24 protein-coding genes are annotated in these 21511 nt (G+C 61.8%); 22 read left to right on the forward strand and 2 right to left on the reverse strand.

Annotation, left to right across the window (positions count from 1 at the left end; translation table 11 throughout):
- The first annotated feature begins 5 nt into the window (after nt 1–5).
- From FE782_RS11305 to FE782_RS11320, 7 genes are all read left to right on the forward strand, one after another.
- Nucleotides 6–872, forward strand: a complete 867-nt coding sequence (locus FE782_RS11305) for a hypothetical protein (protein ID WP_138194206.1) — start codon at nt 6–8, stop codon at nt 870–872.
- A 45-nt stretch (nt 873–917) separates the two neighbouring features.
- The gene (locus tag FE782_RS32265) at nt 918–1055 is read left to right on the forward strand and encodes a hypothetical protein (protein ID WP_158299344.1); all 138 of its coding nucleotides are present in this window, start codon (nt 918–920) and stop codon (nt 1053–1055) included.
- A 62-nt stretch (nt 1056–1117) separates the two neighbouring features.
- Entirely contained in the window at nt 1118–1297 is a 180-nt protein-coding gene (locus tag FE782_RS11310) for a hypothetical protein (protein WP_138194207.1), read from the forward strand.
- A 37-nt stretch (nt 1298–1334) separates the two neighbouring features.
- Nucleotides 1335–1511, forward strand: coding sequence for a hypothetical protein (locus FE782_RS32270; RefSeq protein ID WP_158299345.1), 177 nt, complete (start codon nt 1335–1337; stop codon nt 1509–1511).
- Complete coding sequence (locus FE782_RS32590; protein ID WP_202914516.1) at nt 1511–1666, forward strand: hypothetical protein; 156 nt, start codon at nt 1511–1513, stop codon at nt 1664–1666. The genes FE782_RS32270 and FE782_RS32590 overlap by 1 nt, the downstream gene beginning before the upstream one ends.
- A 15-nt stretch (nt 1667–1681) precedes the next feature.
- Nucleotides 1682–2119: a hypothetical protein gene (locus tag FE782_RS11315; RefSeq protein WP_238392437.1), complete on the forward strand. Its 438-nt coding sequence runs from the start codon at nt 1682–1684 to the stop codon at nt 2117–2119.
- Nucleotides 2112–2663: a hypothetical protein gene (locus FE782_RS11320; protein ID WP_138194208.1), complete on the forward strand. Its 552-nt coding sequence runs from the start codon at nt 2112–2114 to the stop codon at nt 2661–2663. The genes FE782_RS11315 and FE782_RS11320 overlap by 8 nt, the downstream gene beginning before the upstream one ends.
- A gap of 911 nt (nt 2664–3574) precedes the next feature.
- Here FE782_RS11320 and FE782_RS11325 read toward each other — a convergent pair.
- Nucleotides 3575–5506 (reverse strand): ABC-F family ATP-binding cassette domain-containing protein, encoded by a 1932-nt coding sequence (locus FE782_RS11325; RefSeq protein WP_138194209.1) that lies wholly within the window; start codon nt 5504–5506, stop codon nt 3575–3577.
- A 177-nt stretch (nt 5507–5683) separates the two neighbouring features.
- Between FE782_RS11325 and FE782_RS11330 the strand changes: the two genes are divergently transcribed.
- The 11 genes from FE782_RS11330 (at nt 5684) to FE782_RS11380 (ending at nt 15415) form a co-directional block, all read left to right on the forward strand.
- A complete protein-coding gene (locus tag FE782_RS11330; protein WP_158299346.1) occupies nt 5684–6331 on the forward strand; it encodes a 5-formyltetrahydrofolate cyclo-ligase in 648 nt (215 codons plus the stop codon).
- Between the two features lie 29 nt (nt 6332–6360).
- A complete protein-coding gene (gene moaC, locus FE782_RS11335; protein ID WP_238392453.1) occupies nt 6361–6792 on the forward strand; it encodes a cyclic pyranopterin monophosphate synthase MoaC in 432 nt (143 codons plus the stop codon).
- Between the two features lie 46 nt (nt 6793–6838).
- On the forward strand, nt 6839–7333 hold the full coding sequence (locus FE782_RS11340; RefSeq protein WP_138194211.1) for a MogA/MoaB family molybdenum cofactor biosynthesis protein: 495 nt from the start codon (nt 6839–6841) through the stop codon (nt 7331–7333).
- Nucleotides 7330–8346, forward strand: a complete 1017-nt coding sequence (locus FE782_RS11345; protein ID WP_138194212.1) for a molybdopterin-binding protein — start codon at nt 7330–7332, stop codon at nt 8344–8346. The genes FE782_RS11340 and FE782_RS11345 overlap by 4 nt, the downstream gene beginning before the upstream one ends.
- Nucleotides 8347–8362: 16 nt before the next feature.
- Nucleotides 8363–8638, forward strand: coding sequence for a twin-arginine translocase TatA/TatE family subunit (gene tatA / locus FE782_RS11350; RefSeq protein ID WP_138194213.1), 276 nt, complete (start codon nt 8363–8365; stop codon nt 8636–8638).
- A gap of 724 nt (nt 8639–9362) precedes the next feature.
- Nucleotides 9363–9812, forward strand: coding sequence for a DUF2642 domain-containing protein (locus tag FE782_RS11355; protein ID WP_138194214.1), 450 nt, complete (start codon nt 9363–9365; stop codon nt 9810–9812).
- Nucleotides 9813–9839: 27 nt separating this feature from the next.
- Nucleotides 9840–10037: a hypothetical protein gene (locus tag FE782_RS11360; RefSeq protein WP_439116432.1), complete on the forward strand. Its 198-nt coding sequence runs from the start codon at nt 9840–9842 to the stop codon at nt 10035–10037.
- Nucleotides 10034–11575 carry a glycosyltransferase family 2 protein gene (locus FE782_RS11365; RefSeq protein WP_138194216.1) on the forward strand — a complete coding sequence of 514 codons (1542 nt, stop codon included), beginning with the start codon at nt 10034–10036 and terminating at the stop codon, nt 11573–11575. Before FE782_RS11360 ends, FE782_RS11365 begins: the two co-directional genes overlap by 4 nt.
- The gene (locus FE782_RS11370; protein ID WP_274388710.1) at nt 11572–12864 is read left to right on the forward strand and encodes a nucleotide sugar dehydrogenase; all 1293 of its coding nucleotides are present in this window, start codon (nt 11572–11574) and stop codon (nt 12862–12864) included. The genes FE782_RS11365 and FE782_RS11370 overlap by 4 nt, the downstream gene beginning before the upstream one ends.
- The gene (locus tag FE782_RS11375) at nt 12861–13826 is read left to right on the forward strand and encodes an NAD-dependent epimerase/dehydratase family protein (protein ID WP_138194217.1); all 966 of its coding nucleotides are present in this window, start codon (nt 12861–12863) and stop codon (nt 13824–13826) included. The genes FE782_RS11370 and FE782_RS11375 overlap by 4 nt, the downstream gene beginning before the upstream one ends.
- Nucleotides 13827–13831: 5 nt before the next feature.
- Nucleotides 13832–15415 (forward strand): glycosyltransferase family 2 protein, encoded by a 1584-nt coding sequence (locus FE782_RS11380; RefSeq protein ID WP_138194218.1) that lies wholly within the window; start codon nt 13832–13834, stop codon nt 15413–15415.
- Here the strand turns inward: FE782_RS11380 and FE782_RS11385 are convergent.
- On the reverse strand, nt 15389–16081 hold the full coding sequence (locus FE782_RS11385; protein ID WP_158299347.1) for a replication-relaxation family protein: 693 nt from the start codon (nt 16079–16081) through the stop codon (nt 15389–15391). The genes FE782_RS11380 and FE782_RS11385 overlap by 27 nt on opposite strands.
- 290 nt (nt 16082–16371) lie before the next feature.
- Between FE782_RS11385 and FE782_RS11390 the strand changes: the two genes are divergently transcribed.
- The 4 genes from FE782_RS11390 (at nt 16372) to FE782_RS11405 (ending at nt 21498) form a co-directional block, all read left to right on the forward strand.
- Nucleotides 16372–18747: a PAS domain S-box protein gene (locus FE782_RS11390; RefSeq protein WP_138194220.1), complete on the forward strand. Its 2376-nt coding sequence runs from the start codon at nt 16372–16374 to the stop codon at nt 18745–18747.
- Between the two features lie 184 nt (nt 18748–18931).
- Nucleotides 18932–19213 carry a co-chaperone GroES gene (gene groES / locus FE782_RS11395; protein ID WP_138194221.1) on the forward strand — a complete coding sequence of 94 codons (282 nt, stop codon included), beginning with the start codon at nt 18932–18934 and terminating at the stop codon, nt 19211–19213.
- Between the two features lie 62 nt (nt 19214–19275).
- Nucleotides 19276–20913 carry a chaperonin GroEL gene (groL, locus tag FE782_RS11400; RefSeq protein ID WP_138194222.1) on the forward strand — a complete coding sequence of 546 codons (1638 nt, stop codon included), beginning with the start codon at nt 19276–19278 and terminating at the stop codon, nt 20911–20913.
- 222 nt (nt 20914–21135) lie between these two features.
- Complete coding sequence (locus tag FE782_RS11405) at nt 21136–21498, forward strand: ArsR/SmtB family transcription factor (protein ID WP_138194223.1); 363 nt, start codon at nt 21136–21138, stop codon at nt 21496–21498.
- The last annotated feature ends 13 nt before the right edge of the window (nt 21499–21511 follow it).

The raw sequence follows: 21511 nt of genomic DNA on the forward strand, positions 1-21511 counted from the left end.
CGGGGATGAAATGGCTGTGGATGTCGCTCTTCGCCGTCGGCGCGGCCCTCGCTTGGGGCGCCCTGCTGAAGCCGCTGGCGCGGAGCCGCTCGAATACGGTCAAGGCGTTGATCGAGCGGTACTGGCGAAAGGAGAAGGAGCAGGAAGGCGAGGCGCCGTCGTTCCCGGAGCTGTCCGCGGACGAGCGGGCGTTCCTCGAGAAGGCGCGTCTCGCGGGCGTCGGCTGGACGTATCGCGGTTATCGTTGGGGGAGGCGCGGCGCGGCGTTGGCCGGAGCGTACTTATGGCTCGCGGCGGCGCTGCCGAACGCCGCCGGCTTCGCGGGGACGGTCCGAGCGATGCTCGGGGGCGCGGCCGTCGCCGGGCTCGGATGGTTGGCGCCCGCTGCGGCGATCGCGATTTTGGCCGCGCGAAGGCGCGCTCTGGTGCTCGGGGAAATCTCGAAGTTCGCGCACCGGCTGTCGATCTGCATGACGGATCAGACGGACATGCGGGAGCTGATCCTTCGAGCGGGGCGGCCGATGCGGTTGTTAAAGCCCGCGTTGCAGCAGCTCGCCGCGCAGTGGGGGAACGATCAGCGGGAGGCGATCCTCGCGTTCAAAGACGCGGTCGGCATCTCGGAGGCGTACCCGCTCGTCAACGCGTTCGCCGCGGTCAGCCGGGCGAAATCCAAAGACGTGAAGCGGCTGCTGACCGAGCATTCGAAGAGCATCGACGCGACGCTGGAAGCCGAGTTGTCCAAACGGATCGAAAACGCTCCGATCTGGATTAGCTTCTACATTATGATCCCGTTTCTCGTTTGTTTGGTGTTATTCGTATATCCGTGGATGCTGACCGTGTTGGAGCAGTTGACCGTTAGCTTTACGGCGTAAGGATTCGGGTCGACATCGCGACGAAGCCGGAGAGGGGGCGAAATCATGGGGAAGCTGGTGACGACGTTGGCGCTCACGGTGTTGATCCTAGGCGCGGCCATCTATACGTTCGGAGAGTTGATCGTGCCGGCGGCCGGCGGCGCGGGGCGCTCGACGGCGACGCAAATCGAGGCGGCGTTTTGAAGGCTAAGGACTTTATTTCTCTCGCCAAGGAGCGGGACAACCCATCGAAGGAGGAACATGATATGAGTAAAATCGGCGTGGCATTGGCGTTATGCGTACTGTTGCTAGGGGCGGTGCTGATCGTGGGCGACGGCGTCGCGACGCAGGTCGTCGACCGGGGACGGGATATCGGCACGGCGTTGACGAACGGCAATCTGGGCGTGGACAACGCGACCGGCGCCGTGAATTCGACGACGCCGTAATGTCGCGAGGGACAACCTACCGAAGGAGGAACAGGAAATGAGTAAGATCGGCGTAGCATTGGCGTTATGCGTTTTGTTGTTGGGAGCGGTATTGATCGTTGGCGACGGCGTCGCGACGGTGGCGGTCGATCGAGGAGGAGATATCGGCACCGCATTGACGAACGGCAGTCTAGGCGTCGACTCGTCCGGCGCCGTCCGTTCGACGACGCCGTAATGTCGAAGCTGATGGTTGCGTTGTCGATGCTCGTGTTAATTTTCGGTCTCGCCTTGTACGTCTTTCAAGGCGGCGCAGGCGTGAACGATGCGGTTCGAGAAGGCCACGATTCGATATTGGAGAGCGTACGAAGCTTCGATTACGTTTCGAACTAGGAGAAGGCTATGCGCATGAACGAGAGAGGCGGCGCGGATACGCTGCTGGTGACCTTATTCGTATTTCCGCTGCTGTTGTTCGTTTGCTTTGCGGGCGTTCCGTTTTTCGTGTATTTGATGAAGGGCACCCACCTGAACGTCGTAGCGAACCACGCGTTGAAAGAAGCGGAAGCGGTCGGCTACGTCAGTCCGGAAGTGATGACGGCGACCGCGACGCGGCTCGCGGAGCTGGGGCTCGAGCCTACGACGCGGGACGGCGTCGCCTATCCGTCGTTCGCCGGCAGTACGGTAAGCAAGGTGCTGCGCGACGATCCGGACGGCGTCGTGACGGTGACGATCTCGTATCCCGCCCCGAACGTCACGCGACTGTTGGGCTTGTTAGGCGGAGGGACGGGCGGTGAGGAAGGCTTGTACCGCGTCGTGCTGCACGGGAAGAGCGAGGCGTATGAGTAAGCGTCCGCCGTCGTTGCTTCGGGACGAACGAGGCGGCGCGCATGTGCTATTGTTCGCGCTGCTGAGCGTGCTCTGCGCCGTCCTGCTGCTGGCGACGTCGGTCGATTGGATGCTGCAGTCCGCGAATAAGACGAAGTCGAAGCTGGCGCTCGACCGGGCGACGCATGCGGCGGCGCTGCACGTGGACATGCAGGAGGCCGCCTTCGGTCGGCTGGTCTGGGACGAATCGGCCGGGCGGGCGGAGTTCGCGCGATTTCTGCGCTTGAACTTCGGGTTGGACGAGGCGGGGGAGCCGGCGGAAGGCGGCCGCTTGGAGGCCGCGCCCGTCGTTCATCGGTTAGAGTTCGTGACGGCGCCGGCCTACCCCGCGACGGTGCGGCGAACGGTGGTCGCGCGCGAAGGCACGAGCCAAGAGACGACGCGGCGGGTGGACGTCACCGTATACGGACCGTCCGTCGTGGCCGTCGTCGAAGTGCATCAGCGCGTCCGCGGCGTCCTGGAGCCGATCGTGCTCTCCAGCGTCGCAAGCGTACGGTTTCGCTGACAAAGACATCGCCCCTCCCGGCGGACGGAAGGGGCGATGTCTTTGTGATGGTGTAGCTGTGGAGCGTGCAGTCGGAGGAAGTCCGACTACGTGACCTCGGGGCCCCCCGGATGGGGCGGATAGTCGGAGGAAGTCCGACTACGTGAGCTCGGGGCTCCCCGGATGGGGCGGATAGTCGGAGAAAGTCCGACTACGTGACCTCGGGGCTCCCCGGATGGGGCGGATAGTCGGAGAAAGTCCGACTACGTGACCTCGGGGCCCCCGGATGGGGTGGATAGTCGGAGAAAGTCCGACTACGTGACCTCGGGGCTCCCCGGATGGGGCGGATAGTCGGAGAAAGTCCGACTACGTGACCTCGGGGCCCTCGGATTGGGTGGATAGTCGGAGAATGTCCGACTACGTGACCTCGGGTCCTCCGGATGGGGCGGATAGTCGGAGAAAGTCCGACTACGTGACCTCAGGGCCCCCGGATGGGGCGGATAGTCGGAGGAAGTCCGACTACGTGAGCTCGGGGCCCCCCGGATGGGGTGGATAGTCGGAGGAAGTCCGACTACGTGAGCTCGGGGCCCCCCGGATGGGGCGGATAGTCGGAGGAAGTCCGACTATGTGACCTCAGGGCCCCCGGATGGGGCGGATAGTCGGAGAATGTCCGACTACGTGAGCTCGGGGCCCCCGGCTGGGGCGGATAGTCGGAGAAAGTCCGACTAAACGGCCCCGAAGGGAACTCACCGGGTCGGCAAGCCGGCCTTGGCGGTCGCCCCGCGCGTGGGGGTTGTTCTTTTCCGACGTGGAAAAGAAAGTTTCTCCCCGAATCTATCCACATGAAAATTTGTTAATTTAACGCCGTGAATTATATGTTATGCACATTATCCACAGGCAGTTACCCCGAATTTGTGGATAACGTGTGCAACTTATTGCATTAACGTTTCCCACTCGGCATACCTGGCGGAGAGCTGCGTCTTCCGGGCGTCGATCTCCGCTTGCAGCTGCTGTACCGCCAGATAGTCGTTATAGACGGCCGGGTCGGTCAAGCGCTCTTCCATCGACGCGATGTCGGTTTCCGCGGCGGCGATGTCCGCTTCGAGCTGTTCGATGCGCCGTTGGCGGTTGCGCTCTTCGCGTTTGTTTTGCTTCTCGGCTTCGTAAGAAGCGGCCGGCGGCGGCTCGACGACAGCGGCGTTCGACTTTGTCGAAACGGCGGATTTCGCGTTGTTGATTTCCGCCAGTTCCTGCAGCTTTTCGAGATAATCGTCGTAATTTCCCAGGAAATGTCGAATGCCGTCCGGACGCAGCTCCACGACTTGATCCGCCATCCGATTCAGGAAGTAACGGTCGTGGGAAATGAACAGCAGCGTTCCTTCGTAATCGAGCAGGGCGGACTCTAACACTTCCTTGCTCACGAGGTCGAGATGGTTCGTCGGCTCGTCGAGGATCAGCACGTTGGCGTTCTTAAGCATGAGCTTCGCTAAGGCGACGCGAGCCTTTTCCCCGCCGCTTAAGGAGGAAATTCGCTTCGTCACGTCCTCGCCGCTGAACAGAAAGTTGCCCAACACGGTCCGGATGCGAACTTCCTCGAGACCCGGGTAGTCGTTCCAGAGCTCCTCCATAACGGTGTTGCTCGGCGTCAGTCCGGTTTGCTCCTGGTCGTAATACCCGATGGAGACGTTGGCGCCCCAATACAGCGAGCCGGCGGCCGGCTTCATGTCGCCGACGAGCGCCTTGAGCAGCGTCGACTTGCCGATTCCGTTCGGTCCGATGATCGCGACGGAGTCGCCGCGCCGCACCTCGAAGCTGACGCCGCGGAACAGCTTCGTCTCGCCGCCGTCGTACGACATGGCGAGATCGCGCACTTCGAGCACGTCCTTGCCTGAGATGCGATCGACCTCGAAGCTGAAAGACGCTCGCTTCAGCTCGCCGCCCGGACGGTCGATCCGATCCATGCGTTCGAGCTGTTTGCGCCGGCTCTGCGCTCGCTTGGTCGTGGACGCTCGGACGATGTTGCGGCGGACGAAGTCTTCGAGCCTTGCGATTTCGTCCTGCTGCTTCTCGTATAATTTCATGTTCCGTTCGTAGTCGGCGGCTTTCAGCTCTACGAATTTGGAGTAATTGCCGACGTAGCGCTTGGAAGAAGTGCGTTCGATTTCGTAAATGATGTCGACGAGCGCGTCCAGGAAGTACCGGTCGTGCGAGACGACGAGCACCGCGCCGGGATAGCCGCGCAGGTATTGTTCGAGCCACGTCAGCGTTTCGATGTCGAGGTAGTTGGTCGGCTCGTCCAGCATGAGCAGATCCGGCTTCTGCAGCAGCAGCCGAGCCAACGCGAGCCGCGTCTTCTGGCCGCCGCTCAGGGTGGAGACGATCGTCTCCGGCGGCGTGTCGCCGAAGCCCATGCCGTGGAGGACGCCGCGGATCGTCGCTTCGATCGCGTAGCCGTCGCGCTCGCGGAACGTCTCGGACAACGAAGCGTACCGCGCCAGCACTTGCTCGTAAGCGGCGGCGTCGTCCGCGAGCCGGGGATCGGCCATGCGCGCTTCGAGGTCGCGCAGCTCTCGTTCGACGGCGAGTAGGTCGGCGAAGACGGCGCGCATCTCGTGCGCGATCGACCGGTCGGACTGCAAGCCGCTGTCCTGCGCGAGGTAGCCGAGCGTCGCGCCCTTGGCGTAGAACAGCTGGCCGCCGTCGTAGGACGTCTCGCCGGCCAAGATGCGCAGCAGCGTGGACTTGCCCGCGCCGTTGGCGCCGACGAGCCCGATGCGCTCTCGTTCGCCGACCTGGAGATGTATATTCGATAAGATGACCGTGGCGCCGTATTGTTTCCCGATGCCGGAAGCTTGCAATAACATGATGACGTCCCTCCGCGAAAATAAGCGAAAACCCAATACTTTCAGTGTATCGGAATCGCCGCGAACGCGCCAGTCGCAAGAAACGCGACTCTCGTTCGATTGCAGTCCCTGTCCCCAAGTATGTTACAATATGTAGAAAGAACAGGACGACTGTCGTCATCGGGAGGTCCGCGGGGAATGAGTACGGAATCCAAACGCGAGCTGCGCGAGCGGATGACCGCGGCGCGGGACGCGATTCCGCCGAAGGAGCGCGCGGCGCGATCCGAGCGGCTCGCGCGGCACGCGATCGCCGCTTGGGAGGCGGGCGCGTTCGCCTGGGGCGCCCCGCCGGACGGCGAGCGGCCGCGCCGGCTCGCGTGGTACGCCGCGTTCCGCTCGGAGGCGGACGCCGCGGGGCTCGCGCGCTGGTGCTGGGCGCGCGGCATCCCCGTGGCGGCGCCGCGCGTGGACGCCGCCGCGAAGGCGATGACCCTGCACGACGTGGCAGGGGAACAAGAGCTGATGCCGGGGACGTACGGCATCCTCGAACCCGCGCCGCACGCGCCCCTGGCGGCGCTGACCCCGGGGACGCTGACGCTCGTCCCCGGGCTTGCCTTCGACGCCCGCGGCGGGCGTCTCGGCTACGGCGGAGGCTACTACGATCGCCTCCTTGCGCCGCACCGCGCCGCGATCGACGCCGGCGCGATCCTTCTCGCCGCGCCCGCGTTCGCGGCGCAGATCGTCGACGTCGTGCCGACGGAGCCGCACGACGTCCGCGTCCGCTTCCTGCTGACGGAGGAAGGCATCATCGATTGCAAGACGGGAGGAGCTTATCAGTGGAGCTGACGCATTTCAACGAACAAGGCCGCGCCCGGATGGTCGATATATCCGGTAAAGCCGACACCGAACGGACGGCGACGGCGACGTCGGCCGTCGTCATGCGGCCGGAGACGCTGCAGGCGATTAAGGCCGGCAAGACGGCCAAAGGCGACGTGCTCGCGGTCGCCCAGGTCGCCGGCATCATGGCGGCGAAGAAGACGTCGGACGTCATTCCGATGTGCCACCCGATCCGGATTACCGGCGTCGACATCGCTTTCGACGACGACGGGGCGGAGACGCTCCGGATCGAAGCGACGGTGCGGACGACGGGCGGCACGGGCGTCGAGATGGAGGCGCTGACGGCCGTCTCCGTCGCCGCGCTGACGGTCTACGATATGTGCAAGGCGATGGACAAGGCGATGACGATCGGGCCGACGCGGCTCGAACGGAAAACCGGCGGCAAGAGCGGAGATTTCGTCCGCGAATGACCGGCGGCGGCATCTTTGGGCTGCAAGAACGAGGGGGAGAGAGACCATGCGATGGAAAGTGGCGATTCTGACCGCCAGCGACCGCGGCGCCCGAGGGGAGCGGGAGTCCACGAGCGCGCTCGTCATCCGGGAGCTGGTGGAGGAGGAACTGCACGGGGACATCATCGAGGATCGAGTCGTGCCCGACGAGATGGACGAGGTGATGGCCGCCTTGATCGAGATGTCCGAATATCATCAAGCCGACCTCATCTTGACGACCGGCGGGTCCGGATTGCAGGTGCGCGACGTGACGCCGGAGGCGACGCGGCAGGTCGTCGACCGGGAAATTCCCGGCTTCGGCGAGCTCATACGCGGGAACCAGGCGTCGCGCCGCATCCCGTCCGCGCTGTTCCGCGGCACGGCGGGCCTTCGCGGCAGCACGCTCATCGTCAATCTGCCGAGCCGACCGAAGGGCGTCAGCATGGCGATGATGGCGATCATGGCGGACCTCGAAGCGGCGATGAGAAGCCTGTCGGGACAAGAGGAGGCGCCGGAGGAATGAAACCCGAGCATCTGATGAAGGAAGTGCGCGTGCAGGACGCGGTCGGGCTGCGGCTCGGCCACGATCTGACGCGCATCGTTCCGGGCGAATTCAAGGGACGGGCCTTCCGCAAAGGGCATACGATCGCCGAAGAAGACATCCCGCTCTTGCTCGATATCGGCAAGGAGCATATTTACATTCTCGACGTACCCGAGGGCTGGGTGCACGAGGAGGACGCCGCGATCCGAATGGCTCGCGCGACCGCGGGAGATTATATCGAGACGACCGAGCCGAGCGAAGGCAAGGTCAGCTTGAAATCTACGATTCTAGGGTTGGCGAAAATCGACGAAACGTTCGTCCACCTGGCCAACGACATCGAACACGTCGTGTTCAGCACGATCGTGAACGACGCGGTCGTTCAGCCCGGCAAGGCGCTCGCCGCGGCGAGAGTCGTGCCCCTCGTCGTGGAGGAGGCGACCGTCTCCCGATTCGAAACGACGGCGCAGCAGCATCGTTACCGAACGAACGGGGCGCCGATCGTCGCGGTGAAACCGTTCCGCCGCCTGAAGGCAGGCATCGTTACGACGGGCGGCGAAGTGTTCACCGGCCGCATCGACGACAAGTTCGGCCCCGTGCTGAGGGACAAGCTGGCGGCGCTCGGCTCGGAGGTCGCGGAGCAGCGCTTCTCGCCGGACGACACGGACAGCATCGTCGAACATATCCGCTACTATCAGGCGAGCGGCGTCGATCTGATCCTCGTGACCGGCGGCATGTCCGTCGATCCGGACGACCGGACGCCGGGCGCGATCAAGAAAGCCGGCGCCGACATCGTCTCGTACGGCACCCCGATGCTGCCGGGCTCGATGATGCTGTTCGGTTACTTGCCGGGCGGCACGCCGATCTTCGGCTTGCCCGGCGCCGTCATCTACGAGCCGTTCACGTCGTTCGACGTCCTGCTGCCCCGCGTGTGCGCCGGCGAGCGAATCGAGCGATCCGACATCGTCCGGCTCGGCTACGGCGGGTTGATTAAATAGAGGAGGCGGTATCGCCATGCAAAGCATAGGATTGCCAGGCATCATCTTGATCGTGCTGATCGCGCTCATTCTGTTCGGCCCGAAGAAGCTGCCGGAGCTCGGCCGCGCGTTCGGACGGACGCTGCGCGAGTTCAAGGAAGGCACGAAGGAGCTGCTGAAGGACGACGACGACAAGACGGATTCGGGGAAGGATTCCCGCGTCGCGTCCTCGACCGCCGCCGCGCCGCGCAACGTCGTCGAAGGCGAGATCGTCGCGGAGCCGAAGAAGGAAGACAAACGATTGCCCGAATAATAGTCGTTCTATGGGAAGACGAGCCGCGGAGGCTCGTCTTTCTTTTTTGGCAGGTATTGTGCGCACAGGGCATACCCGTGGGAGGGGGGCTGGTTCCCGTGCTCCTTCTCCTGGATTGACCTTCGCTCAGCAGCGGCAGCTACAGCTAAGAAGCCTAACCGTTCGCCGCTCGACAGCACATTTTCTTTACGGTTCGCATGCCTGCCGCGCATCCCGCCGCACCCGTTCTGCGTCCCGTCGCCTGCCTTATGTACCTCGCTCTCGGCTCAGCCGTCTCGGCGGCAGCTACCGTTAAGAAACTTTACCCTTCGCCGCTCGACAGCATATTTTCTTTACGGTTCGCATGCCTGCCACACATCCTCGCCGCACCCCGTCTGCGTCCCGCCGCCTGCCTTGCGTACTTCGCTCTCGGCTCAGCCATCTCGGCGGCAGCTACCGTTAAGAAGCTTTACCGTTCGCTGCACGACAGCACATTTTCCTCACGGTTCGCATGCCTGTCGCGCATCCCCGCCGCAACTCGTTCCGCCTCCCGCGGCGGCACGTGAAATGCTTGTCCGTCGGGCATTTTCCCCGGGGCTTTTCCCCATTTTCCTCCGCACTCCGACGCTTACCCATACCGCAACGCTTCTCCCGACATAGGGTGGACTATCGAAAGGCGAGAGAGACGTCGAACGCGCCGCTCTCGATCCTTCGAAATCCAAGCATGTAAAGGAGTAGAGGCCGCATGAAAGTCACATTCGAAGGCAAGGTGAACGGCGAAGCGAACGTCCGCGGAGCCGGGAGAGGGACTTCTCGGCCGCCCGGCCGGACGGTTCGCGCGCTTCGCAAGGACATCCGCCGAAGCGCCCGCCGCATCCGGCGCGAGCTGAAGAAACACCGTCGCGAGCTGCGGGAGGTCCGCCGGGAGCTGCGCCGCGACATCCGCCGCGACATCCATCGGGAGCTGTATTCCGATCGGTTCGCAAGATTCCTCCGCGCCGCCGCCGCCGGCGGCGAGCCGTTCCGCGAGATCGCCCAAGGGCTGCTCAACGAAGCGGTTCGGACGGAGACGACGGCGGGACCCGTGAGCGGGACGCTGGTGGAGGTCGGCGAGGACTATATGGTCATTCGGGAGTCGGCGAACACGATCCTGCTCGTGCCGTTCGCGAACGTCGTCTCGATTCGGCCGCTGTAACCATTTTCTAAGGAGAGGATGATCGTTATGTTCGAAAACGAATTGCGCGCCCGCCTGAACGAACGCGTTCAAGTCGTCACGTCCGCGGAGACGGTGTCCGGCGTTCTGGTCGGCGTCGCGAGCGCGGCCGTCACGGTTCGCGTCGCCCAATACCCGGGCTACGGCGGGGCGGAGGACGTCACCGTGCGGATGGACGCGATCGCGTACGTCAGATTGTTCGTATGAGCCGCCGGCACAGGAAGCTATCCGTCGTCATTCCCGCGCAAAACGAGGCGTCTTCGATCGGCGCCGTCATCCGGGAGGTCCGGAAGCTGTCGCCGCTCGAAATCATCGTCGTCGCGAACGGTTCGACGGACGGAACGGCCGAGGCGTGCAGGGAGCTGGGCTGCACGGTTCACGAATTCAAGCGCGCGCTCGGCAACGACATCGGGCGGGCCGTCGGGGCGTACTACGCCCGCGGCGACGCGCTGCTGTTCCTGGACGGCGACATTCCGGTCCGAAGCGAGCAGCTGCGTCCGTTCGTCGAGGCGATCGAGAACGGCCACGACATCGCGCTCAATAACTTGGCGTGGTTGAACGCCACGGGATTACCGCATTATACGACGCTGGCGAAGAAAGTGTTCAATCGCGTCATGCGGCGCATCGATCTAGCCGGCAATTCGCTGCTCGCGATTCCGCACGCGATGAGCCGGAAGGCGCTCGAGACGATCGGCTGGAAGCGGCTGGCCGCCCCGGTCGTCGCACAGGCGATCGCGATCGAGCGGGGACTCTCGATCGTCATGGCCGGCTCCGTCGACGTCGTGCATGCGAATAAGCCGCGTACGATGCACATCCGAAGACAGGGGAACTCGCCGTTCCCCGAGTCGACGGAGCGCATCCTCGGCGACCACCTGGAGGCGCTGCATTATGCGATCCGCCGATTCGGCCCCCGGGCCGGGTTGACGGACGGCGCCCGCAACCGCGACTTCCTTCGGGCGTACGAAGCGCCGGATCGGCCGCGGAAGGCGAAGCGAAGCGCGATCATCCCGGTCGGCGAGGAGCGAAGCACGATCCAAGAGGTCGTGCGGGAGGCGAGACGGGCGGGCGTCGACGAAATTATCGTCGTCGCGAACGGAGCGGACGACGAGACGGTCGACAAGGCGATGCGCGTCGGCGCCAACGTCCTCGCGTTCCGGCAGCGGCTGGGGCATAACGTCGGCAGAGCCGTCGGCGCCGCCTTCAGCACGGGAGACGTCTTGCTGTTCATCGACGGCGACTTCGTCGTTCCCGCGAACGATTTACAAGCGTATATCCGGGCGGCGGAAGCCGGGACGGACGTAGCGCTGAACGATTTAACGACGCTTTGTTACCGCGAAGGCATGCCGCTGGACGCGGTGAGCGCGGCGAAATATATCCTGAATTGCTGCTTGCGTCGGCCGGAGCTGCTGAACGGCTCGATGACGGCCGTGCCCCACGCGGTGCGCCGCCGGGTGATCGACGCGATCGGCTTCCGCAGCCTGATGATTCCGCCGCTCGCGCAGGCGAAGGCGATCCGGGGCGGATTCGTCGTGCGCAACGTCCATTATACGGACGTCGTGACGCCGAACCGCATTCGACCGGATCACGTGTTGCGGAACGGGACCGTGCCGGCGTTCGAGCGCATCGTCGGGGACCATGTCGAGGCGATCGATTATGTGCTTCGCATGACCGACCCTCGAGGCGGCTTCTTCGACGGGGATCGGAATCGAGACATTATAGAACGACTTGGGGGGGAGCGACTTTGAAACCAACTTCGCAGCCGGCTTCGGCTTGGAAGGTTGCCGTGGTGGGGTTAGGCTACGTCGGCCTGCCGCTCGCCATGCACATTCACGAGAAGGGATTTCCCGTCATGGGATTCGATAAAGACGTACGAAAAATTCGGATGCTCCGCGCCGGGAAGAGCTATATTCCGGACGTTCCGTCATCCGCGGTACGCCATGCGATGCGATCCGAGACGTTCTGGGCGGATGAGCCGACGGGCGTCATCGCCGGGGCCGACTATATTATCGTGAGCGTGCCGACGCCGCTCGATCGGCGGGGAGACCCCGATCTGACCGCCATGAAGCGGGCCGCTTCGTTCGTCGCTCGCCATCTGCGCCGGGGACAGACGGTCGTGTTCGAGAGCTCCACGTATCCCGGCACGCTGGAGGAAGTCATCCGGCCGATCATGGAGGAGAGCGGAATGGAAGCGGGGACCGATTACTATCTCGGCTATTCGCCGGAACGCATCGACCCGGGGAACGACCGATTCCCGATCGAATCGATTCCGAAGGTCGTCAGCGGGTTGACGGAGGCGTGCCTGGAACGGGTGAACGCGCTCTACTCGCGCTTATTCCGTCGGACGGTGCCGGTCAGCCGGCCGCGGGTCGCCGAGATGTGCAAGCTGTTCGAGAACATTCAGCGTCTCGTCAACATCTCGCTCGTCAACGAGCTGGACGGCATCTGCGAGAAGATGGGCATCGACTTCTGGGAGACGCTGCAGGCGGCTTCGACGAAGCCGTTCGGGTTTACGCCGTATTGGCCGGGTCCGGGCATCGGCGGACACTGCATCCCGGTCGATCCGCTGTACTTCCAATGGAAGGCGAAGCAATTCGGCGCGGCCAGCAAGCTGATCGGCGCGGCCAGCCGGATCAACGACGAGATGCCGCGACGCGTCGCCGAACGGGTCGCGCGGGCCGTCGGCGACGGCAAAGCCGATTGGCGCAAGGGCCAGGGGAAGGTGCTTGCGATCGGGCTGGCGTACAAGAAGGACGTGAACGACATCCGGGAATCGGCGGCGGTCGACGTCTTTACGCTGCTCGCGGCGCAAGGGTACGAGTTGGAGTTTAGCGATCCGCATGTGTCGTCGGTTACCGCGGGCGGCAAAAAATACGTCTCCAAGAAGCTTACGCCGGAGCTGCTTCGTACCGCGGATGCGGTCGTCATTCTGACGGACCATTCCGACATCGATTGGGAGATGGTGCAGAGTTACGCGAAGCGGGTCGTAGACACGCGCGGCGTCCTGCGCCGCCAGATGCGGAGGGATGCGATATGACGCTGACGGCCGGAAGATGTTTAGTGACGGGCGGAGCCGGCTTTATCGGCTCCCACGTCGCGAAGCGGCTGTTCGAAGCGGGCTGCGACGTCACGGTGTTGGATACGAACGCCGGCGGCGGCGGCGCGGTCGAAGGAGTCCGCTATGTGAAGGGCAACGCGACGAACGCCGAATTGGTCGATCGGCTCGTTGCGGAGCACGACGCCGTGTTTCACTTAGCCGCCATGCTCGGGGTGAAGACGACGATGGACGCGCCCGCGGAGATGATCGAGAACAATGTGCAGGGCACCGTGAACGTGCTGCGATCGGCGCTGAAATTTCGCAGGAAGGTCGTGTTCGCATCCTCCTCGGAGGTGTACGGCAAAGGCCGCCCGCCGTTCTCCGAGGACGACGACCTGCTGTACGGCCCGACGAAGAGGCTGCGCTGGAGCTACGCGACGGCGAAGCTGCTCGAGGAGTTCCTCTGTCTCGGGTACGGCCGGAAGGGGCTGCCGGTGACCGTCGTTCGGTATTTCAACGTATACGGTCCGGGGCAGAAGGACGGTCCGTACGGAGGCGTCATTCCGAAGTTCATCCGGGCGGCGCTCGCCGGGGACGATATCACGGTGTACGGCGACGGCACGCAAACCCGCTGCTTCACGTACGTCGAAGACGCGGCGGAGGCGACGATTCGCGCCTTGCGTCCGGAAGCCGACAACGAGATCGTCAACATCGGCACGGAGCACGAAATTCCGATCATGGAAGTGGCCCGATTGGTGAAGTCGATCTCGAAGAGCGTCTCGAAGATCGTTAGGGTCCCCTATGCGTCGGTATACCCTCACGGCTTCGAGGAGATTCCGAGACGTCTGCCGACGACCGACAAAATGAAGTCGCTGCTCGGGTATCGGCCGAAGGTGGATCTAGGCATCGGCTTGGGGCTCACCTTGCAGTGGTATCAAGGGAATCGGAAGCAGGGAGGATGATCGAAATGCGGCGAACCTTATCCGTCATCATTCCCGCGAGGAACGAAGCCGGCACGATTCACGACGTCGTCACGGCCGCGAGCAACCTGCGGCCGCTCGAGATCGTCGTCGTCGCCAACGGCTGCACCGACGACACGGCGGCGATCGCGCGGAAATTAGGCTGCCGAGTGTTGGAGTTCGAGCATGCGCTCGGGCACGACGTCGGGCGAGCGGTCGGCGCCGGGGCGTCGCGCGGGGAGGCGCTGCTATTTCTCGACGCCGACGTGCCGATCGCATCCAATGAGCTGCGCGCGTTCCTCGAACCGGTCGTGTCGGGCAAGGCGGATGTCGCATTAAATAATATGGATCCGTTGTTCGTTCGCCCGCGGCGGCCGCACAGCACGACGATATGGAGACAGATGGCGAACGCCATGATCCGGAGAGACGATCTCCGGATCGACTCCCTGCTCTCGGTCCCGCACGCGATGACGAGGGAGGCGGCCCGCGCCGTCGGCTACGAGACCCTTGCGAATCCGATCCATGCGCATCTATTGGCGGCCGGCTCCCCGCTCCGCATCGACCGTTCCCGTTCCATCGACGTCATCGCGCGCAACCGGCATCGGCCGGCGGAGCACGACGCGCCTCCGGGCCTGCTGTCGGTCTCCGAGCAGCGAATGATCGGCGACCACTTAGCGGCGTTGTCGGCCGTATGGAAGGATCCGCGGGGCGGCTTCGGCGACGGCGGCAGAAGAAGGGACATCGCGGAGCGGCTCTGCATGGGCGCCATGCCCCTGCCGATTGTGTCGCGCCCGCGGCCCCGCCCCTCTTCCGCGCTGTACGGGGGAGAGCGTCTGTCGGTTATCGTTCCGGCGCAGAACGAAGAAGCGACGATTCGTTCGTGTATCCGCGAGGCGAAGAAGATCGAGCCTTACGAAATCATCGTCGTGGTCAACGGCTCGAGCGACCGAACGCTTTCCATCGCGGCGGAGGAAGGAGCGACGACACTTCATTTTCCGGAGAGGCTCGGGAACGATGTCGGCAGGGCGGTCGGAGCTTTCGCCGCGACGGGCGACATTCTGTTGTTCATCGACGGCGACTTCGCGGTGCCGGCCGCGCATCTGTATCGGTACGCGAAGGCGGTGTCGTCGGGCGTCGATCTCGCATTGAACGACCTGAACCATTATTTGGATATCCGATTTCCGTATAACCTCGTGACGGCCTGCAAATACGGGGTCAATCTCACGCTGAATCGGAAAGACCTCGGCGTCGGTTCGTTCATCGCGGTGCCTCACGCGGTGCATCGACGGGCGGCCGACCGGATCGGACGGGAGACGTTCCTCTCCCCGGTGAAGGCGCAGGTTAAGGGACTGCTGCTCGGTTGTTCCGCGGGCAACGTCGCGCGTACGGACGTGGATCGGATGAATCGGATCCGGCCGGAAGAGCATTTCGCGGCGAGCGGTCATCCGCCGGCGGTGGAGCGCATCGTGGGCGATCATGCGGAAGGCATTCGTTATTTGACGGAGACGGTCGGCGAACGGGGGTTATTCGCTCGTCAGGAGCGGAATTTCCGGGCTGCCGGATGGTCAGGATTCGGAACGAAGCCGCGATAAGCTTCTCACGCACGGCACCGGGGAGAGGACGAATTCATCGATCGTATAACAGGCTGCCGGTAAGCCGTAGTGCTCTATGATCCGGTCGAACAACGTCTTCCGGTATTCGGTGCTGGTTACGACCAGGAGCGAAGGGAGCGCGGAGGACGCGGCTTTCGTCGCATACCAGTTCCGGTATTTCTCCATCTTCACATCCCGCAAATAACCGGCGCTCTCGGTATTGCGGTCCAGCTCCAGGAAGAGGGCGAAGGGACGGGAATCCAACGCGAGTTCGACGTACGCGTCGGGAACGATCTTCTCGAATTTCGGCTCCACGTCGAACGCGCGGAGGATTCCCGGATCCGCCGTCCGCAACCGGACGAACACTTCGGCGATAAGGGAGTAGTGAATGGACCTCTCCGATTTCCGAAACGTCCGCACGCCTTCCGCACCATTCCGGTATTCCAGTTCAAGCGCGCCGCCGCGGGATAAATAATAGATTTTCTGTTCGTATTTCGACGGCTGCCAAGATTTCACCCAACCGGCCGACTCCATCTCGTGCAGCCTTCTGCGGGTCACGCTGAGGCCGTGGCTGCCGGCGTAGCCGTATAGCTGGTGGATTTGGCGGGTGGTCATAAACCTAAGCCGCGCCAAGGCGAGCATGATATTGCTCTCGCGTTCGCTCATCGGAGAGCTCCCAGCCGGTATTCCGGAGGAAGCATATAGTTTATCCATTTCCACACCCCACGACACCTGTCGTCCTACTTGAAATTCGCGAAGCGGATCGGCGATTTCCTAGTACGCCTTCCGGTGTTCCTAGGAAATTCATGATGACACTATACATATATGCCGCATAGCTAGGCTACGTGTGGTCCATTTTTCATCGGGTCGTCCGGCGGAAAATGGTGCCAAGTCCTTGTTATAACCCCTGGTCAATCAAAATATAGTGTAGTTACCGGGGGAGGGAACTTACATCGATGGAGATCCTCATGATCGTTGCTTCTTTCGCATTCGCCGTCGGCTGCTCGTACTTCGCGCTCTCGATTACGGCGAAAAGCACATTCAAGCTGGCCAGCGTCAACTTAGGCCTGATGTTGATCGCGTCCGTGGTGATGGGGACGGGCAGCTGGGCGATGCATTATGTAGCGATGCTTACCGTTCGCTTCGAAGGGTTGGAGATGACGTACAGCGCGCCTCTGGTCTTTATTTCCTTGTTCGTCCCCATTCTGTCCGCGTACGCTGCGTTAGTGCCGGTCTCGCTGCCGCTGTCGGAAGGGGTGCGGAGCTTCATCGGTACGGTGGTCGTCACGATGGGGGTCAGCTCCTTGCATTTGATCGGCATGTCCGCCTTGCAGATGAACGCGGTCTTGGCTTACGACCACACGCTGCTGCTGGCCGCCATCTTGTTCGCGCTTACGGCCAGCCATGTCGGGTTCCGGCTGTTCAATTACGAACGGTTCCGTCGCACGAGGTTTCGCATTGCGTGGAGCTCCCTCTGGTTAGGCGGGTCGATGGTCGGCATGCACTTCCTCGCGATCGCGGGCTCTACGGCGATCCCGATCGGGGCGATGGGCGCCGAGGCGCCGACGGGAATCGACGAAGGGAACTTATTCAGAACCGTCGTCGTGGTGTTATGCGTCATGTTCACGTTGACGCTCGCGGCCTACCATTTCGCGAGGCGCGCCGGGATTCGGCTGGAAGCGTTGTTGGAGAGCGAAACGTTGTACAGCAGCATTTTCGCCGGGGCGATGAATGCGATCTTGGTGCTAAGGCCGGATCCCGCGTTAACCATTGCGGACGTCAACGACCAAGCATGCAAACTGCTGGGGAAATCCAAGCAAGAGCTGTCGGAAGCGCCGCTGGGACAAGTCGTTCCGGAGCACGCCCGGCGCTTTGTGAACGATGGGCCGCACGGGAGGGAGGAGGAGTGGGATCTGACTTCGGCGGAAGGCGGCGTCCGTCTGGCCCAGGCGATTACCGGCCTAGTGGAGATCGACGAGTTTACCCGATACCGGGTTACGTTCCTTAGGGATATTACTAGCCTGCGGATGACGCGGATGATTACAGGCGTCTTCCGGCCGCTGTCGCTGCTGACGATATCCGGCATGCCCTCCGATATGCTGCTCCCTATTCTTCAGCATCTGACGCCGACGTTGTTCCCGCATACGGCGATTCGCTTCGACCCGGCGCCGGCGGCGCAAACGTTCGAGCCGATTCCTAGCGCGGTCCCAAGAACCAGAGAGATCATCCTGTGGGATGGGACCCTTCTAGGGCGTCTGACCCTGACTAGGAAATCCGAACAAGGGCCCGATCCGGACGGGATGGAAGAGGTATGGCTCGACAAGTGCGCGGATTTGCTCGAGATTTCGATCTCCGGCGAGAACGGAGCGCAATCGGCGGACAACGGCCTCGACACCTTAACGGGGGTAGTAAACGAGGAATTGAAGTTCGAATACGTCGGCCATACGGCGGGAAGGCTGCTGGGGTATGAACCGGAAGAACTGGAGAACGGTTCGCTGCTAGAGCTGTATCATCCGGACGATTTGAAAATGTTCCTCCTCCGCGTGCGCCGCTCCGAGGACTTGAAGACGCCGTACCGGCATCAAGTCCGATTGCGGCATAAGGAAGGAAGTTGGGTCGACTTTCATATGATCATCGCCGCGAGCGTAAGACAGGAGCATGCGAAAATCGTCTTTATGGCGCAGCGGACGGCGGAGAAGCGGGCGTTCGGCTTCCGATACGACGAGAACGAGAAGTACGACTTCCTCTTCGATCATCATCCGGGCCCCGTCGTTTGCATCGGATTGGACGGGCGGTTCCTGAAGGTGAACCGGGAGCTGGAGAGCCTGACGGGATACCGCTCGGACGAATTGTTGGGGGAATCGTTCGAGAAGGTCGTATGGGCCGGAGACATAGAGAAGACGAGAGCTCATGTCGAGAAAGCGGCGAACGGGGGCGCGTCGTCTTACGAAATTCGGATTCGACGGAAGGACGGGAGAGTGGTACCGCTCCAGGTGACGAATTTCCCCGCGGTCGAGGGCGCGGAGGTGATGGGCGTATTCGGCATCTCGATCGATGCGACCAGCCTCGGCCGAGGCGCGGCGGAGAACGGCGAGAAGGAGGGAGATGACGGAGAGGCGGCGGACGATCAAGCGGCGAAGATGACGAAGCGGGAAAAGGAAGTCATCCGGCTCATCAACTACGGGATGAGCAACAAGGAGATCGCGACGGAGCTCGCGATCAGCGAAAACACGGTGAAAAATCATATCAGCAATATTTTCGCGAAGCTCAGCATCAGCGACCGCAATCAAGTGCCGATGCTGCCGCCGGATTGTCCTTCCGATCGGGACTAAAGCATAGAACGGAAGGATACAATGGTGAAGGTGTCAAAAGACGGGAAAAAATTTTGCTCTGTCCCCTTGAAATCGGTCCGGGAAATGAGTAAAATTTGAATCGTGAGTGTTAGCACTAACCACATGCGAGTGCTAACAAAAAGGGAAACCTTGGAGAACCATATTTGAAGGAGGCCATTTTGTCATGATCAAACCTTTGGGAGATCGCGTAGTCATCGAAGCCATCGCGAAAGAAGAGACGACGGCTAGCGGAATCGTATTGCCGGAGACGGCGAAAGAGAAGCCGCAAGAAGGCAAAGTCGTCGCCGTCGGCGCTGGCGCCTACAAAGACGGCGAGCGCATTCCGCTCGACGTGAAGGAAGGCGACCGTGTGATTTTCTCGAAATACGCAGGCACGGAAGTGAAATTCGAAGGCCGCGAATTGTTGATCATGCGGGAGAGCGACATTCTCGCCGTCCTCGGCTGATCGCAGTTTACACATACGCACGGACAAGCATTTTCAAGACAATCTAGGAGGTAGAATTTACGATGGCTAAGGAAATCAAGTTTAGCGAAGAAGCCCGCCGCTCGATGCTCCGCGGCGTGGACGCGCTTGCGAACGCAGTGAAAGTCACGCTCGGACCGAAGGGCCGCAACGTCGTGCTCGAGAAGAAGTTCGGCAGCCCGCTCATCACGAACGACGGCGTGTCGATCGCGAAGGAAATCGAGCTCGAAGACGCATTCGAGAACATGGGCGCGCAGCTCGTGAAGGAAGTCGCTACGAAGACGAACGACGTCGCGGGCGACGGTACGACGACGGCGACGGTTCTCGCGCAAGCGATGATCCGCGAAGGTCTGAAGAACGTTACCGCGGGCGCAAACCCGATGGTCGTTCGCAAGGGCATCGAGAAGGCCGTACGCGCGGCCGTAGAAGAGTTGAAGGCGATCTCCAAGGGCGTCGAAGGCAAGCAATCGATCGCGCAAGTCGCGGCGATCTCCTCGGCGGACGAAGAAGTCGGCCAATTGATCGCGGACGCGATGGAGAAGGTCGGCAACGACGGCGTCATCACGGTCGAAGAGTCCAAGGGCTTCACGACGGAGCTTGAAGTCGTAGAAGGCATGCAGTTCGACCGCGGCTACGTCTCGCCGTACATGATCACGGATACGGACAAGATGGAATCCGTGCTCGACAACCCGTACATCTTGATCACCGACAAGAAGATCTCCAACATCCAAGAGATCCTTCCGGTGCTCGAGAAGGTCGTTCAATCCGGCAAGCAATTGCTCATCATCGCGGAAGACGTCGAAGGCGAAGCGCAAGCGACGCTCATCGTCAACAAGCTCCGCGGTACGTTCACTTGCGTAGCCGTTAAGGCGCCTGGCTTCGGCGACCGCCGCAAGGCGATGCTGCAAGACATCGCCGCTCTGACGGGCGCGCAAGTGATCACGGAAGAGCTCGGTCTCGACCTGAAGTCCACTCGCGTCGATCAGCTCGGCTCCGCTCGTCAAGTTCGCGTGTCCAAGGAAAACACGATCATCGTCGACGGCGCAGGCGACAAGAGCGACATCCAAGCTCGCGTGAACCAAATCCGCGCGCAACTGGAAGAGACGACTTCCGAGTTCGACAAGGAGAAGCTCCAAGAGCGTCTCGCGAAGCTCGCCGGCGGCGTAGCCGTCATCAAAGTCGGCGCGGCGACGGAAACCGAATTGAAAGAGCGTAAGCTCCGCATCGAGGACGCCCTGAACTCTACTCGCGCAGCGGTAGAAGAAGGCATCGTGTCCGGCGGCGGTACGGCGCTCGTGAACGTATACAACGCAGTAGCAGCCGTTAAGGGCGACAACGTCGACGAGCAAACGGGCGTCAACATCGTGCTTCGCGCGTTGGAAGAGCCGGTTCGCACGATCGCGTTCAACGCGGGCCTCGAAGGCTCCGTTATCGTCGAGCGTCTGAAGAAGGAAGCGCTCGGCGTAGGCTTCAACGCCGCTACGGGCGAGTGGGTCAACATGTTCGAAGCCGGCATCGTCGACCCGACGAAGGTTACGCGTTCGGCATTGCAAAACGCAGCCTCCGTTGCAGCAATGTTCCTGACGACCGAAGCGGTCGTCGCCGACAAGCCGGAGCCGAAGGGCGCTGGCGGCGGCATGCCGGACATGGGCGGCATGGGCGGTATGGGCGGCATGATGTAATAAGGGCGACTAGCCCTTATTACATCATGGGTTTCCACATATGCGAAGAAGAGACCTCTCTGAGCTGAGAGGTCTCTTCTTTATGGGAGCTTTCTTATTAAGCATTAGAAATGCGCTTAATAAGAAAGCTCTTTCGTTTGAACATTTAAATACATATTTGAATAATGTATAGGGGTATGCTATCCTATATTCAAATCAATATGAGAATGAGTGGTGCCAAGCATGAGCGATATTTGCGATGTGTTTTGTTACGACGAAGAGAAGGTTTCGAAGCTGAAGCTGGAACTCGCCTCCTACGATACGGTAAGTATGACGAAGATCTTTAAGGCTTTAGCGGATGATACGCGCGCGAAAATTGCACTTATGCTTTGTCGAACGGATGAACTGTGCGTTTGCGATGTTGCGAACGTCATCGGAACAACGATTCCGAATGCATCGCATCATTTACGATTGCTGCGGAATCTTGGATTAGCGAAATACCGAAAGGAAGGCAAACTCGTTTTTTACTCTATGGATGACGAGCCTATAAAACAGCTGATTTCGATGGCTTTAGAGCATAGTAAAGAGAGAAAAGCGCTTGCGTAAAAGGAGCGGTGTC

This window comes from Paenibacillus antri (genome assembly GCF_005765165.1).
GTDB classification, from domain to species: domain Bacteria; phylum Bacillota; class Bacilli; order Paenibacillales; family YIM-B00363; genus Paenibacillus_AE; species Paenibacillus_AE antri.